This is a genomic window from Roseibium sp. AS2, assembly GCF_038900065.1.
Taxonomy (GTDB): domain Bacteria; phylum Pseudomonadota; class Alphaproteobacteria; order Rhizobiales; family Stappiaceae; genus Roseibium.
In genome coordinates this window covers 267,745-282,560 of the sequence record NZ_JBBMQN010000002.1, presented here as the reverse complement: position 1 = coordinate 282,560, position 14,816 = coordinate 267,745, and the positions used below count along the sequence as shown (strand labels likewise).

The 14,816-nt window shown below is 62.5% G+C and carries 13 protein-coding genes; 3 read left to right on the top strand and 10 right to left on the bottom strand.

Translation table 11 applies throughout. The features are described from left to right. Nucleotides 1–107 precede the first annotated feature (107 nt). From flhB to flgB, 6 genes are all read right to left on the bottom strand, one after another. Entirely contained in the window at nucleotides 108–1,190 is a 1,083-nt protein-coding gene (gene flhB, locus WNZ15_RS06310) for a flagellar biosynthesis protein FlhB (RefSeq protein WP_342892108.1), read from the bottom strand. Between the two features lie 9 nt (nucleotides 1,191–1,199). Then, nucleotides 1,200–1,973 (bottom strand): flagellar biosynthetic protein FliR, encoded by a 774-nt coding sequence (gene fliR / locus WNZ15_RS06305; protein WP_342892107.1) that lies wholly within the window; start codon nucleotides 1,971–1,973, stop codon nucleotides 1,200–1,202. Between the two features lie 8 nt (nucleotides 1,974–1,981). After that, entirely contained in the window at nucleotides 1,982–2,248 is a 267-nt protein-coding gene (gene fliQ, locus WNZ15_RS06300; RefSeq protein ID WP_342892106.1) for a flagellar biosynthesis protein FliQ, read from the bottom strand. 38 nt (nucleotides 2,249–2,286) lie between these two features. Beyond that, entirely contained in the window at nucleotides 2,287–2,601 is a 315-nt protein-coding gene (locus WNZ15_RS06295) for a flagellar hook-basal body complex protein FliE (RefSeq protein ID WP_342892105.1), read from the bottom strand. A 130-nt stretch (nucleotides 2,602–2,731) separates the two neighbouring features. After that, complete coding sequence (flgC, locus tag WNZ15_RS06290) at nucleotides 2,732–3,142, bottom strand: flagellar basal body rod protein FlgC (RefSeq protein ID WP_342892104.1); 411 nt, start codon at nucleotides 3,140–3,142, stop codon at nucleotides 2,732–2,734. Nucleotides 3,143–3,174: 32 nt separating this feature from the next. Then, nucleotides 3,175–3,579: a flagellar basal body rod protein FlgB gene (gene flgB / locus WNZ15_RS06285; RefSeq protein WP_342892103.1), complete on the bottom strand. Its 405-nt coding sequence runs from the start codon at nucleotides 3,577–3,579 to the stop codon at nucleotides 3,175–3,177. Nucleotides 3,580–3,998: 419 nt separating this feature from the next. Here flgB and WNZ15_RS06280 point away from each other — a divergent pair, with 419 nt between their 5' ends. The 3 genes from WNZ15_RS06280 to WNZ15_RS06270 all read left to right on the top strand — a co-directional run bounded on the left by WNZ15_RS06280 (nucleotide 3,999) and on the right by WNZ15_RS06270 (nucleotide 7,733). Further along, nucleotides 3,999–5,813 carry a flagellar biosynthetic protein FliO gene (locus tag WNZ15_RS06280; RefSeq protein ID WP_342892102.1) on the top strand — a complete coding sequence of 605 codons (1,815 nt, stop codon included), beginning with the start codon at nucleotides 3,999–4,001 and terminating at the stop codon, nucleotides 5,811–5,813. Further along, the gene (fliP, locus tag WNZ15_RS06275) at nucleotides 5,813–6,580 is read left to right on the top strand and encodes a flagellar type III secretion system pore protein FliP (protein WP_342892101.1); all 768 of its coding nucleotides are present in this window, start codon (nucleotides 5,813–5,815) and stop codon (nucleotides 6,578–6,580) included. The genes WNZ15_RS06280 and fliP overlap by 1 nt, the downstream gene beginning before the upstream one ends. Nucleotides 6,581–6,677: 97 nt before the next feature. Beyond that, complete coding sequence (locus WNZ15_RS06270; protein ID WP_342892100.1) at nucleotides 6,678–7,733, top strand: DUF2336 domain-containing protein; 1,056 nt, start codon at nucleotides 6,678–6,680, stop codon at nucleotides 7,731–7,733. A 71-nt stretch (nucleotides 7,734–7,804) separates the two neighbouring features. On the opposite strand, the gene WNZ15_RS06265 is transcribed toward WNZ15_RS06270, so the two are convergent. The 4 genes from WNZ15_RS06265 to fliM all read right to left on the bottom strand — a co-directional run bounded on the left by WNZ15_RS06265 (nucleotide 7,805) and on the right by fliM (nucleotide 14,813). Next, on the bottom strand, nucleotides 7,805–12,151 hold the full coding sequence (locus WNZ15_RS06265; protein ID WP_342892099.1) for a hypothetical protein: 4,347 nt from the start codon (nucleotides 12,149–12,151) through the stop codon (nucleotides 7,805–7,807). 168 nt (nucleotides 12,152–12,319) lie between these two features. Then, nucleotides 12,320–13,048, bottom strand: coding sequence for a hypothetical protein (locus WNZ15_RS06260; RefSeq protein WP_342892098.1), 729 nt, complete (start codon nucleotides 13,046–13,048; stop codon nucleotides 12,320–12,322). Continuing rightward, nucleotides 13,045–13,581 carry a DUF6468 domain-containing protein gene (locus WNZ15_RS06255; protein ID WP_342892097.1) on the bottom strand — a complete coding sequence of 179 codons (537 nt, stop codon included), beginning with the start codon at nucleotides 13,579–13,581 and terminating at the stop codon, nucleotides 13,045–13,047. The genes WNZ15_RS06260 and WNZ15_RS06255 overlap by 4 nt, the downstream gene beginning before the upstream one ends. Continuing rightward, a complete protein-coding gene (fliM, locus tag WNZ15_RS06250) occupies nucleotides 13,578–14,813 on the bottom strand; it encodes a flagellar motor switch protein FliM (RefSeq protein ID WP_342892096.1) in 1,236 nt (411 codons plus the stop codon). The genes WNZ15_RS06255 and fliM overlap by 4 nt, the downstream gene beginning before the upstream one ends. Nucleotides 14,814–14,816: the final 3 nt, after the last annotated feature.

Here is a 14,816-nt window from a genome sequence, read left to right as displayed (position 1 = left end):
TTATAAGCATTCTGCGCTTAATAGCCGATTTCAACCGGTATGCGACCAAGTCTTGTTGAAAATAACCTGTTTGCTGTGGTCTTTGTGCCAAGCATCCACCACAGGGATCACGGGTTCCGCCGCCAGGCAGCGCGCTTGCGCATGCGGAAGACGAAGCCGATGACTTCCGCCACCGCCTTGTAGTGATCTTCCGGAACGTCCTGGTCGATCTCGACCGTTGCGTAGAGTGCCCGGGCCAGCGGCGGGTTTTCGACCACCGGCACATCGTTTTCCTTGGCGACCTCACGCATCCTGAGTGCCACGGCATCGGTGCCCTTGGCAAGGCAGAGCGGCGCGCCCATGCCTTCTTCGTATTTCAGGGCCACCGCATAGTGGGTCGGGTTGGTGACGACCACGGTCGCCTGCGGCACGGCCGCCATCATGCGCTTGCGTGAACGCTCCATCCTGAGTTGGCGGATCTTGCCCTTGACCTGCGGGTCGCCCTCGGTCTGCTTGTATTCTTCCTTGATCTCGCGCAGCGACATTTTCTGTTTGTTGAACCATTTGTTCTTCTGGTAGGCGAAATCGGCCGCCGCGACGACCGTCATCACCGCCAGGATCGCGGCCAGGCATTGCAGGATCAGCACCCTGGCTTCCGGCAGGATCACGCTCGGATCCGCGAAAATCATGATGTCGGCTTCGTCGCGGTGCGGCCACACCACCGCCACCATGACCGAGCCGACTATCAGGATCTTGGCCATTCCCTTGGCGAAATTCACCAGACTGTCGGCGGAAAACAGGCGTTTGAAGCCGGACGCCGGTGACACCTTGGACAATTTCGGCTTGATTGTTTCCGCGGTCAGCAGCGGCGGGTTCTGAACCAGATTGCCCGCCACCGCCATGGCCACGAGGGCCAGAAGCGGCACGCCGACAATCAGAGCAACGGACTGGCCGGTGTCCCGCCACAAGGCCTTCAGCGCGTAGCCGTCGACGGGGATCTGGTGGGAATGTTCCAGGTAGCCCTTCATCAGATCCGCAAGGGACACCACCGTTCCCGGCGCGAAAATCGCGATGATCAGCGTGGCCCCGGCCAGGGTGAACCAGGTGCTGACTTCCTGAGATTTGGGAATGTCCCCCTTGTCATGCGCCTCCTTGAGGCGTTTTTGTGTGGGGTCCTCGGTTTTCTCCGACTGGTCGGTTTCGTCAGCCATTTGTCACCGCTACCCCACGATAAACTTGCCGAGCGCTTCCTGAAAATGATCCAGATAGAACATCATCAGGGTCGCAACCAGCGCCAGGAGGAGAAAGAACCCGATCGCGATATTCACGGGCATGGCGATAAAGAAGATCTGCATCTGCGGCATCAGCTTGTTGAGCAGGCCGAGGCCGAAATAGAACACCAGTCCGACAACGAGAAACGGCGCGCTCATGCGTATCGCGATCGAAAAGACATGGGCGACGGTTTCCACCGCGTTCTGGGAGAAATCCCCCACCGGCGGCGCCAGTCCGGGCGGAAAGATCGTGAAGCTGTCGTGAAGCGCCGCGATCACCAGATAATGGCTGTCGCTGACGAAGACCAGGGTCATGCCCAGTATCGACAGGAAGTTGCCGTAGAGCGCGCCCTGCTGGCCTTCATTGGCGATATCGGTTCCGAGGGCGAAGGCAAGCCCGGACTGGTTCGCCATAATGACGCCCGCGATCTGCAGGACGGACGTGATCATCTTGGCACACAGGCCGATGCCGAAGCCGATGGCGAGTTCGCTGAAGAGAAAGAAAGCCAGTCTCGGTGCGTTCTCCGTCAGCCCCTCGGGATATTGCGGTGCGCCGATCGGGTAGAGCACCAGGGTCAGCGCCAGCGCGATTGTCAGGCGGAAACGCGTCGGAATCGTGCTTTCCCCAAGCGCGGGCAGCAGCATGACCATTGTGCCCAGCCGCGCGAACATGAGCATGAATACGGCAGCGACCTGGGGCAGATAATCAAGCTGGATGGTCATCTTCGATCCTAACCGGTGGTCAGGATCAGCTCGGTCACCCGCGCCATGAACGCTTGCAGCAACTGGCTCATGAACGGCAGCGTGATCAGGATGGTCACGAAGATCGCCAGGATCTTCGGCACGAACACCAGTGTCATTTCCTGGATCTGGGTCAGGGCCTGGAACAAGGCGATGACAACGCCGACCAGCAGACCGACGACCATGATCGGTGCGGACACCAGGATCATGGTCCAGACGGCTTCACGGGCAAGGTCGAGAACTTCACCGCCGGTCATGTCATACTCCCCGGGGCAAGGCCCCTAAACGGTACCGATCAGATCGGCATCCTCATGATTTCCTCATAGGCGGAAATCACCCGGTCGCGCACGGCCACCATGGTTTCCAGGGCAACTTCAGTTTCCGCGATCGCCGTGACCACATCGACGACGTCGGCCTTGCCCTCGATCATGTTGACGGCCTTCTGGTCGGAGACGCGCCCGTTTTCGACAACCGCGCCGACGGCTTCCTGCACCATCTTGCCGAAATCGACAGTCTCTGCCTGCGTATCGCCGACTTCCATGGCGCGCGCCTGCTGTTGCAGCTTGGCGGCCATCTGGTAGGCGTTGTTTGCAATCGATGGGCTGGACATGGCTCCGGCTCCCTTCCCGTGTCAGGTTTTGAGCATCACGCGTGCAGTCGGCGCGCGCGCTGCGAGTTTCCGGTTTCGATCAACTTTCGCACATCGACCGGACCGCGCACGGCGCCGGCGATCCCGTGGATCAGGTGCGCAGGATGTCGATGGTCCGCTGCAGCATCTTCCGGGTCGAATCGATGACATTCAGGTTGGCTTCGTAGGTCCGCTGCGCTTCGCGCATGTCGGTGGTCTCGATCAGGGAGTTGACATTGGGATGCAGCACGTAGCCGTTCTCGTCGGCTGCCGGGTGCCCGGGTATGTGCACCGACCGGAACGCGCTCTGGTCTTCCGCGATCTTGCCGAGTTCTACGGTGTTGGCTTCCAGTTCCCTGTCGAAATGTGCCTTGAAGGTGGGCACCTTGCGTCGATAAGGCTCTTCTTCCGGGGTCTTGGCGGTCGAATTCGCGTTGGCGATGTTCTCCGCGATGATGCGCATGCGCCCATTCTGGGCCCGCAAGCCGCTCGCGGAAATGAACAGGGATTTGATCAGGTCCATTTTTTCGGTCCTTTATGTCTTCCGGCTGCGCCTCAGGCGCTCTTCGACAGGGCTTTGCGGATCAGGCCGAGGCCCTTGGTGTAAAGGGTCGTCGCGGCCTGGTAGTCCATCTGGTTCTCGGTGATCTTCATCATCTGCTCCTCCAGATTGACGCTGTTGCCGTTTGGCGTGACTTCAAACGTGTCACGCCCCTCGACCTTCGCGTCCGTCTGCCCCGCCAGTGTTCCGGTCAGATGCCCGGCATTGGTCGTGAGCGTCGACAGCCCGAAGGTCTCCCTCCCGATATGTTCCGCGAAGGTGTATTCCTTCACGTCGCGTGCGCCGTAGCCCGGCGTGTCCGCGTTGGCGATGTTTTCGGCAAGAACCCCCTGCCGGGTCTGGTGCCAGAGCATCTTCGATTTGAGTGCCTGGAAGAGCGGCACATCCGTCACGGCCATCCGATTCACCATTCGTTAACCACATCGGCAATGATTGCCGGTCAAATGGTTAACGAATGGTTAACGCCAGCCCCGCACACGCGGCGCAACCCCTTCAATAACCGGTGGAAGAGACAACATTCCTTTGCATTTCGCAAAAAGAACCCTGTCGCCGGCAGGCAAATTTTGCCTGCTTCTGTTAACTTTCATCACTAGGGAGATTCGAGGTGGATCGGCAAGCGGGCGATGCCGGTCTGGACGGTCCCGGGCGGCACCCGCCGACGGGAAAGACCAGATAACCGAAAGATTTGAGACAGCATGTCAGCGCGAAGCGTCGCACGGATTTACTGGGGATAAGAACACGCCTCCTCATTGGGGGCTAAAAATCGACGTAACCGGCAATTGCATTCAAGGCGCAGGCGGGGCGGCACGAGGGTAAGATGTACAACTGGATTGAAACGACTTTGAACGTGAGCGGGAGCGTCACCCAGATAATCGCGGTCATTCTGGCGCTCGCAGTGGTGCTGCTGCTGTTCGCGCTGTTCATATTCATCCTCAAGCGGCTGACGGGCAATCAGTCGACACAGAGCCGCAACCGTCAGCCGCGTATCGCGGTGATGGACAGCGCGACGATAGACACCCGCCGCCGGCTTGTGCTCATCCGCAGGGACAACATCGAGCACCTGATCCTGGTCGGTGGCCCGAGCGACGTCGTCGTGGAACAGAATATCGTCCGCAACACGCCCCTGAAACAGGCCATGCCACAGGCCCGGTCCGGGCAGCATCCGGGCTCCGGCATCGGCGGGACTTCTGCAATGAGGTCACCGATGGCGCCCGGCCCGGACATTCCGGCACGTCCGGATGACACGGTCGCAAACGGCGAAACCGCGCCTCCTTCTCCGGCCATGCTCGCCAGAGCTCCCGCACCCGCACCCGCCCCCGCGCCAACTCCCACACCTGTCCCCACCGCCCTCGCCGCGCCCGTTGCCGCTTCTGTTGCCGCTTCCACTCCGGAAGCGACCGCCCGGGCAGCGGACACCAGACCTCAGACCGCATCGGCCACCGGCTCCGGACCCGAAACCCAGGGCAGGACACAGGCCGCGCGTGCGCCGTTGCCCATCCGGGCAAAGACCGAAGCCGGTCGGGAGTCCGGCCAGGCGTCGGACCTCCTTAAGGCGGCGACCCGGAACGGCTTCAACAAGTCCGTGACCAAGGGGCCGGCCACGGACAACGCACCCGACAATCCGCCCCCCACCCCGCCGGCTTCACCTGCCGCGGCGGCCCCTGTCGTGCGGCCGGCTTCCCAGGCCCCGATATCAAAGTCACCGGCGGTTCCACCCGCACAGCCGGAAACCAGGGCAGGCGCAGCCCTCAAGTCCCTGGCACGACCTTTCAGCCCGCGTGACCGGCCTTCCTATGGCACGCACTCGATCACGCCGCCGGCCTCGGGTCCTGCAGCCCGCGCGAAGACGGCCCTGATGAAGCCCACCGAGCCCGAGCAGCCGGCCGATGCCGGAGGGTCGAACCTCGCCGCTTCGCCGCCGCCCCACATGAGCCAGGCCCAGGCCGGCGCCGTTCAGGCGAAAGATGCCGTGCGACTGGCCGGCGCCGCGCCCGGAGAGACTTCACCGGAACAGGCCCAGCCTGTCACGGCAGGCACCGCGTCCGATGTTCCGAAGCCGGACCCTGCTCCGGTCGTGACGGCGGAACCGGCCATGATGCCCAAGGATGCGCCCAAAGGGAGCGACGAGAGCGCGAACGGCGGCACGGACGGGGAAGAGCTTTCCCCGACACTTCTGGCCACCGCTGGAACGGCCTCCCCGAATCCGGAACGGAAACAGGATCTCGCTCACGAACCCGCCCCCGTCGTTGCAGTGCCAAAGGACATCAGACTCGATCCGGACGACCTGCTTGAAGACCTGCCGGCTGCTGTTGCCGAGGCCGCTGAAACCGGGGCCGCCGAAACCAGAGCCCCCGAAACCGGGGCCACCGAAACCGGGACCGAGGTCAAAGCGACCGCGCCGGAACAGGACCAGCACCAGTCTTCCAGCGTGAAGGCGCCGGATGGACCCGTCGGCGACGAAAGTCCTTCAAACGGCGGGACCGATCAAAAAGGAAGCACCCCACCGGTGAAGGCAGTCTCTCAACCGGCGGCAGGGCCGGCAGCGGGTGCAAAACCGGGTCTGGGCGACAAGAACCCGATTGAAGAAGAGATGGCGAAGATCCTCGACGAACTGGGTGGGCATCCGAACTGATGCAAGGACCCTCCCGAAATTCGCGCAAGGTCGGTTGGACCTGTCTTGCGGCTCTCCTGACCGCGTTTCTTGTCATCCTTGCCGGTCCGGCGGCGGCACAGGAAATCTCGGTCGGCTTCGGCGAGGATGCCACCCTGACCGAACGGGCCGTCCAGCTCGTCATACTGCTGACGGTTCTCTCGCTGGCGCCTTCGATCCTGATCATGGTCACCAGTTTCACCCGCATCGTCGTGGTGCTGTCACTGCTGCGTTCGGCCATCGGACTGCAGACGGCGCCCCCCAACATGGTGATGGTCAGTCTTGCACTGTTCCTGTCCGCCTTCATCATGATGCCGACGCTTCAGGAAGCCTATGACGCGGGGGTCCAGCCGCTCGTCGACGGCGATATCGAGATCGAGCAGGCCTATGAGCGCGCGTCCGACCCGTTCCGCTCTTTCATGCTTTCCCAGGTCCGTGAAAAGGACCTTGCCCTGTTCCAGGAACTTTCGGGCCAGGACGCCCCTGAAGGGCCCGAGGACCTGTCGATGGCCACCCTCGTTCCGGCTTTCATGATTTCCGAGCTGCGGCGCGCCTTCGAGATCGGCTTTCTGCTGTATCTGCCGTTTCTGATCATCGATCTGGTGATTGCTTCGGTGCTGATGTCCATGGGCATGATGATGCTGCCGCCTGTCGTGATCTCGCTGCCTTTCAAGCTGATTTTCTTCGTTCTGGTGGATGGCTGGAACCTGGTCGCAGGATCGCTGGTGAAAAGTTTCGGCGGCGGCTGAGGCTTCGGCCAGCCGGTAGAGAAAATTTAAGACAAACTTGTAAATATGGCGGACCGGCGTCGGGTGGTCATGTCCGGATCTTAATAGTGGCGGGTCAGTGTTACCAGAACAGCTAGAACAACTTGCAAGGCTCAAGGATCCGGAGGCGAGATCCAGGCTCATCCGTACCCTTGTCGGCGAATATGCGCGCTCGGAAGACCACGATCCGAACGAAACCGAACGGGAGCTGTTCTCCAGGATCGTCCTGTCCGTTTTTGACCAGCTGGACCGGGAAGCGCGATACGAACTGGTCGTGCGTCTTGCGAAAACCGATCGCATCATCCCGGATCTCGCGGACCGCCTGGCCCAGGAAGACTACGATCTTTCGGAGCCGGTCATCGAAAGCTCGCCGATGATCAGCCAGTCCGCTCTGATGAGCCTGGCCAAGTCCGGGGGCAACGACAAGCGGCTGTCCGTTTCGCGGCGTCCGGATCTGAGCGAGGAAATCACCGACACGCTGATCGCGCGCAGCAGCCGGGACGTGGTGCATGCCCTTCTTGACAATCTGGACGTCCCGTTTTCCGTCAAGGGAACGCTGGCCATTCTGATCTTCGCCAACACGGAAGCAACGGTGCTTGCCGCGATCGCCCGCCGCGCGATCAAGGACGAGGACTTTCTGAACACGCAGATGCATGTTCTGGAAACCAACTGTCCCCTGATCCCGCCACCGCTCAGGAAAGCTCTGGAGACGGGCGACCTGGAACGGCTCGCCGCCTCGATTGAAGAAAACAGGAGAGACGGCGACATCGAACTGGACGGCGTTCTTTTTTCGCGGCACGAGGCAAGCATCCAGATCGCCAACGGCGAATTGTCCTTCGATGCGATCCTGAGAACCCTGTTCGAACAGGAACGTCTTGACGCCGCGATCTGGCTCATCAGCCGCAAGATCAATCTCGCCGACGAAGTCGTCGCCGACACGCTGAAGTCGGACGCGGATGGCGCAATCATGCGCCTCATGCTTCAGACAGGCATTCACGACAAGACATACCGGGATTTTCTGAAGGCCCGTTGCGACTGGCTGGATCGCAGCACCAGATCCATTCCGGATCTGGTCATGCGCTACAAGGCCGAAATGAAAAAGCCGCGCCTGGCGGGCGCCCTGCCCGCACATTGAACGCCAAGCGCCGTCCGCCTGCCGGCAGACATGGCATCAGGTAAGGATCCATCGCGCTTGCCCGTGGCCGGTCAGCCTGCCGCATCTTCCGGCTCGGGAACGGCGGCAGCCTGATCGGGACTGCGATCCGGCGACATGTATTGCCGGCGGTATTCCTTCAGGAATGTTTCCAGGGAATCAATATCCGCGAGCCGGTTCGCCACTTCGAGGAACTCGACCCCCTGCGCTTCGATCGGCCGGGTCACGACATCGAAAGCCAGTGCCTCCGAGCTGTCGGACATCTTCTCCATGTATTTGGTCTGCAACCGCTCCAGGCTCAGCTGGTCGCCGGCGAGCGAGTAGGCGATGGCCGCCCTGAGGATGTCGCGCCGCTCTAGATCGTCCAGCGGAATGTTGTCCGACCAGCGCGACCCGTGCATGGCCTCGAGCTGCTCCCCGGTCTCGCGCCAGCTTTCCGCGGCCCAGAAGGTGTCGGCTCTCAGCCGATCGACATCCGAGCCGCGCATGTTGCGGACAAGTTCCAGAGCGAGGTCGGGACGTCCGCTTTCCGTCAGTGCCCGGGCCTCGACGATGTTGCGCTGGCGTTCGAGAGTGGACGGCAGGCTGGCCTGCCGTGTCCGGTTCAGTACACGCAGCGCCTGGTCGGCCTTGCGGTCCATGAGATAGATCGCCGCCAGGTCGGCCGCGATCTGCGCCCGCGCCGCGCCTTTCAGCCGGTTGTCCACCTGGTGGCGCAGCAGATCGGTCGCCTGGTCGAGCAGATCGACCTCCACCAGCCGTTTGGCGAGAAGTCGCACCATCTCGTCGCCCTGACGGCCGATCGGCGTCATTTCCCGGAAGTCGTAATAAAGCGCCAGGGCCTTGACCGGCGGCATCTCGCTGGCCTTGCCGTCAAGGAAGAGAGAATTGAACAACCCGTTCATCTCTTCCTGCAGCAGGCGTGTCGTGTCGCTGTCCGGTTCCGCCTGCACCGCCGATTTCATGGCTTCGAACGCTTCCCGGTACTGGCCACGTTCCGCGAACAGTTGCGCCAGGAAGCGCAGCGTCTTCAGCTCGATTTCGTCGCCACGCCAGGAGGTTGACAGTCCGGCCAGCCGGTCGATGGTCTCGTCGACATTCTGTTCGCCGTCCCGGTAACGGATCCTGAGGGCCCGGTATTCGGCTTCGGCCGCGCGCGGCCTGTCATCGGACCGGGTCACCAGATCGAACACTGTCAGGGCTTCCTGAGACCGTCCGGAAGCATCCGCGACCCGGCCTCTCAGGATGTCGTAACGGGCCGCCTGGGCCTGCGTGACCTCCGACGGCTCGATTTCAGCCAGAATACTGTTGGCGACGCCGAAATCATTGACCTCGACCATGGATTGTGCGGCCGCGAGTTTGAACTCGGTCTGAATGGCCGACGGATAGTTTCCGACCACGGCACGTCCGCGTGGCATGGCAATGCGCGCCGGTGTCCAGTTGCCGAGCTTGACATCGACGATGGTCTGCCAGACGGCGGCGTCCGGGCTGTTTTTCAGGTCCGGCCGGTTCAGATAGGCATAGGCCTCGTCGGGCCGCCCGGCCATGGTCTGGGCCGCGCCCATCATCAGGTTGAACGAGCTGTCCTCGGCCAGAGCCGGTTCTTCCTCGAGCGCCAGCTTCATCAGACCGAGCGCTTCCTGGGGAAACTGATGCGCCAGGTAGAATCGCGCAAGCGCCATGAGCGGTTTCCGCCGCTGGCTTTCAGGCGAGGCGGACAGATTGGCCTGCAGCTCCAGAAGTCGGGTCCGGTAGGCGCCGGGGCCTTCGGTGCTCAGGGAAACGAATTCCAGATAATTGCCGTCATCAGGATCGACGATCGTGTTCAAGGAACCGGTCCCGCCCCGCAGATGGCGGCTCGACAGCGCCAGTCCGCCTTCCTTTTCGATAAGCACATCGTCCCCGAGGATCTGCATCTTGACGTTGTCGGATTTCGTCACGATCGCAATACCCTGCGCGGAGCTCAGGGCCTTCAGGTCGACAAAGGTTTGCGGCTTCAGAAGTCCGCGCGGCGGACCGAACCCTGTGACCAGGGAGATTGAATCCCCGACGAACGGGTCTGTGACCTGACGGATGTTCTGCGGGTCCTGATAATAGACCCTGAGGACGGAGCCGCCGTCTCCCCGGACGGTTCGCTCAAGCTGCAGGGGCCGCGAAGGCTCCAGAATCATGTCTCCGATCACGAGGGACCAGGCATTCCCGTCGACCCCCACCGTCGCCAGGACAGGATCGTTCATGTCCATGCGCAGGATCTGATAGTCATCAAACTGCTGGACATCGATGGTTTCCGCCGTTTCCGCCAGCGCGGAGGCCATGCCGCGCGTGTCGATGGTCGCATCGGTATCGAAGACAAGCCAGATGCTATCGTTGCGGCGGAATACGGCACTCGAGACGGGTTCGGAAAACGGAAACACAACCCGCACGGTGTTGCCGATGCGCCTGGCTTCCGCGGAGACGAAATTGCGGACTTCCTTGGCAAAACTGTCGGGCGGCCGCTCCGGTGACGGCGGTATGCCGTCTGGATCACTTCCGGAGGAAGCACGCCAGGCCTCCGGCGCCGCGCCCTGGGGCCGATCGGGCAACTGAATGCCCGCGGGCACGCCGCTTCCCAGGGACGGTGTGGTCTGAATCTGGACCGGCGCCGTGTCGAAGGGCGCCTCCGGCTGGTCGCCGCTGCCGGGCACTTCGGCCGGCTGGATGGTCGGAATGCCGTTGTTGCCGGCTTCTTCCTGTTCCTGAGGCTGACCGATCTGCTGGGTCGAAAGATCAAGCATCGGCGCCTGTCGCACGATGTCTTCTTCCGGCAGGGTCTCGCCCAGGGGCAGCGCGCCCGGAGCTGCCTGAGCGACAACAACCGGATCCTGTGCGGCCTGCGCGGCAATGTCCAGATCTTGCGCGCCGTCGCCGATCCCGCTCACCGAACGATCCGCCGGACCCGTTGGGCCACCGGAAATGGCCGCGGTTGTGAGGACTTCATCTGCCATCTCCGCACCGGCGTCTGCCGCTGCGGGTGTTGCAGCCGCCAGCTCAGGAGCGGGAACCGTTTCGACCGCCGCTGCCGCCATTGCCAAATCGGTGGCCAGATCGGTCGCCAGATCGGTTTCCGGATCCGTCTCGCCGTCCGTTTCCGAAACCGCGACATCGCTCGTCATGAGCCCTGCCAGTATCTCCGGCTGCGGACCCGCCGCCTGCATCGGAGCTTGCGGAGCGGCCGCGACAAGGACCGGCTTGGGCCGCGGCGCCATCGCGATCCGCGGCGTCGCCGCGTCGCTCGCCGGTTCTGCATCCTGCCCGGTCGGGTGCGGTATCACAGCGGACAGATCCGGGGAGCCCTCCGGTGTCCGGTCTGTATCCGGGGCCCGGGCACCGTCACTGCCGCCGCCGCCGAGCGGAACGACGGTATAGGCCGGAGACTCGTCCGCCTTAGATTCCTTGAGCGCGCCACCGCCACTGGATGCGCCCGTGTCAGCGCGTGGAAGTCCGCGCGGATCCGTGACCTCGCGCGTGTCCCTGAGGCCGGGCGCGGTAATCATGTTCTTGCGGTTTTCATTGTCCGCGACGGACAGTTCCTTGTTGATGAGCGCATTGGCCGGATCGTTGACTTCCATGTTCTCCGGCGTGACGTCGATCACATAGGTCTGTTCCTCGCGGAACGCCCTGATGTCCACCGACGGCTCGACCCGCATCAGGAACTTCAGCTTGCCCTGGTCCAGAAACGAGGTCGCATCGATCACGCCTTGTGGCAGATGCGCCCTCAGATGGGCGATATCGAGCTGCGCCGGATGGTTGAACGTCACCTTGATAATGTCGTTTTCGCGAACGAATGCCGTATCGAACTTGATGGACCAGTCGAACACAAGGCGGGTGAACGTCGGATGTTCCCCCACATGGAGGGTCACTTCGGGACCCTCTTGTGCTTTCAGCCGCGCCTGCTCCAGTGCGCGAACCTTGCGCATGGCCTCCTCGGCCCGCTTTGCCAGTTTGCGCACGACATCGTCCGGCAGGCCGGGCGGCAACCCCTGCCAGGTCATCGGCAGGATGTCGACAAACAGCTTTTCACCAGCTTCCAGCGTGTTGATCTGGTACTGCGCCTTGAGCGCAAAACGGATGGCGCTGCCGTCGGGATCCCGCCGGGCGATCGTCACATAGTCGCCGAGATCGAGCGGCACGTTGTCCACGTTGATATCGATGGGTTCTTCGAAGGATATTCTCAGCACACCGCCGGTGATGACCGCGTCGTAGATCGGCAACAGGGTGCGGTCCTTGAAGGTCAGCACGATGCGGCCATGGCCGTTTTCCTGCGAGACGTCGACCTCGACCGGCTCCAGTTGCTGGGCCTGAACCTCGATCCCGGACACGACTGCCAGAGCCAGCAGCGCGAACCGGAGAAAAGCCGCCACGCACAGGGCCCGCCACCTCCCGGCCGCGAGACCGGTTGAGCAGATCTTCTGATATGTCAGGAACGGTCCTGGCAAGGTGTTCAGTCCTCGGATGACGCCAACGCGATATTGTTAGTCAGGTCTTGTTAACGTGCCCTTACGCCAACTTCGTAAATCCGCCGGAACCGCTCAGTTTGACGGGATTTTCGGCAGCGTGTCCTGGCCCGGCGCCCGCGCCTGCACGGGCTGAGCCGGTGCGATCGGCGCGGACGCGTTGGTGGCGATCGCGACGGTCAGCCTCTCCGCGGCCTCGGGAGACATTCTGGCCAGAACATCCGCCATCTTGCGCGGCTTCATCTGGCGGACGACTTTCAGCAGGATCGGCAGGCTCAACCTGTCGAAGATCCGCGCGGCGTCCTTCGGTTTCATGTTTTCGTACATGGTCACCAGGCCGGCGATTTCGTCTTCTTCCTGCTTCTTCTTCGCTTCGACCGCCGCCTCGATCCGTCCTTCGAGCTTCTTCAGTTCCTCGACCTGCTGCTTGATGCGCTCTTCGGTCGCCTGAAGAAGCTTTTCTCGCAGGTCGAGCTGACCTTCCTGTTGCTGCAAGGACTCGCGGCGCTTGCCGAGGCTCTGCAGCACCGCCCGCTCCGCGGCAGACCCGCCTATTTCCAGGCTGTCCGGCAAGACCGGCTGGTCCGGCAGATCACCTCCTCCCGGCGGTGGCGGCGGAGGCGGTCCCCCGGGCTCCATGGCCGGGTCCGCGGCTTCCGCGGCATCGCCGGCGGCTGTTTCCTGCGCGACCGCGCCATTGATGGAAATCTGGCTGCCATCGGGCCCGAGTGTCAGGCCCAGCAGCTTCAGGGCGAGCAGCGCGCTCGCCGAAATTCCCAGCAATGGCAAAAGTCTCAAGTTCATGCAGCAGCACCATTGCGTTTGCGGAATTGTTCCAGACGCGCGGTCGCTTCAGCGGCAGCGCTGCGAATGTCGGACGCACGCGTGGCCCGCCGGCGTTCCGGCTCCACGGCAGGCGGCTGCGGCGCGTAGTGATTCGGGTCCGCAGCAGGCTGAACCGCATAGGCGTCGCTCCGCGGCGCGGGCTCGCGAAGCGGCCCTGCCGAGCGGGCTGCCTCCGCAATCTGCGTTATTCTGGTAAAGACTTTCTCACCTTCGCCGACGTGTTCAGCAAGTTTGTGGGACATGGTTTCCGCTTGCTTAAGACGGCTGCCGAGGGTCTTGTCCACGTCCGCGGCCGTCGTCTTCAGGCCGAGGATGGCCCGCTCCGCGATTTCCGTTGCCGTCATCAGTTCGGAAATGGTTGCCCTGAGCACCTGCTCGTCCGCGCGCAACCGCTGCAGCCTGCGGTTCAGAATCCAGCAGTAGCAAATGGTGATCAGCAGCAGCACTGCGACCAGGCCTTCAATGATCATTCCGAGTGGCAGTGTGCTCATGATGAGTCCATCTCATTCTGCATGGCGCGCTCGAAGGCGGCCAGGGTCATTTTGGGCTTGCGCAGGTTCTTTGCGACACGAATGGCGATGGAATCCTCCACCTTTCCGAGCGTGCCCTCACTCAGGGGGACATTGCCGCACTTGATCAGCACGGGATCGCTCGGAGCCACGTCGAAGACGAGGGTCTGGCCGACATCCAGGCTGAGGACCCGGCCGAGCGGCAGATAGGTTTCGTGCAGCACGGCATCTATCTCGATTTCCGCGGCATGGATCTCGGACGCCAGGTGCCCTTCCCAGATCGGGTCGCGGCCGAACTTCTCGCCCATGAACATCTGCAGCAGCAGATCGCGGATCGGCTCCAGCGTCGCATAGGGCATCATGATCTCGACTGAACCGCCGCGATCTTCCATATCGATGCGCAGTTCAACGAGAATGGCCGCGTTGGCCGGACGGGAAATCGCCGCGAAACGCGGATTGGTCTCGAGACGTTCCAGATTGAAATGCACCGGCGACAGCGGCGCGAAGGCCTGCTCGGCGTCCTGAAGGATCAGCGCAACCATCTGCTGCACCAGACCGGTCTCGATGGTCGTGTAGGGGCGGCCTTCCACGCGCACGGCAGAGGTGCCGCGCCCCCCGCCCAGCAGAACGTCGATGATCGAATAGATCAGACTCGATTCAACCGTGATCAGTCCGAATCCGTCCCATTCCTCGGCCTTGAAGACACCGAGAATGGCCGGCAGGGGGATGGAATTCAGATAGTCGCCGAAACGGACCGAACTGATGGAATCCAGCGAGACTTCCACGTTGTCCGACGTGAAATTGCGCAGGGAGGTCGTCGTCAGCCGGACAAGCCGGTCGAAGACGATTTCCAGCATCGGCAGACGTTCATAGGAAACCATCGCCGAGTTGATCAGCGCGCGGATACCGCTCTGGTCGCCTGCGATCGTGTCCTCGATATTGAACCCCAGGAGGTTATCGATTTCCTCCTGGTTGAGGACGCGATCGGCGCCACGTGTCGCGTTTTCCAGATCCGGCTCGCTGTCGTCGATCATCGCGGCCCATTGAGCCGCCATATCGTCGGAACCGCCGGCGCCTTGCTCCTCCAGAGCAGCGCCCCAGGCGGCCGCGAGATCGTCGTCTTCTTCGCCGGCGGCACCCTGCTCCGCAAGGGCGGCACCCCAGGCGTCGGCCATGTCCTCTTCGGACAGATCGTCTTCTTCGGTATCAGCCATTTA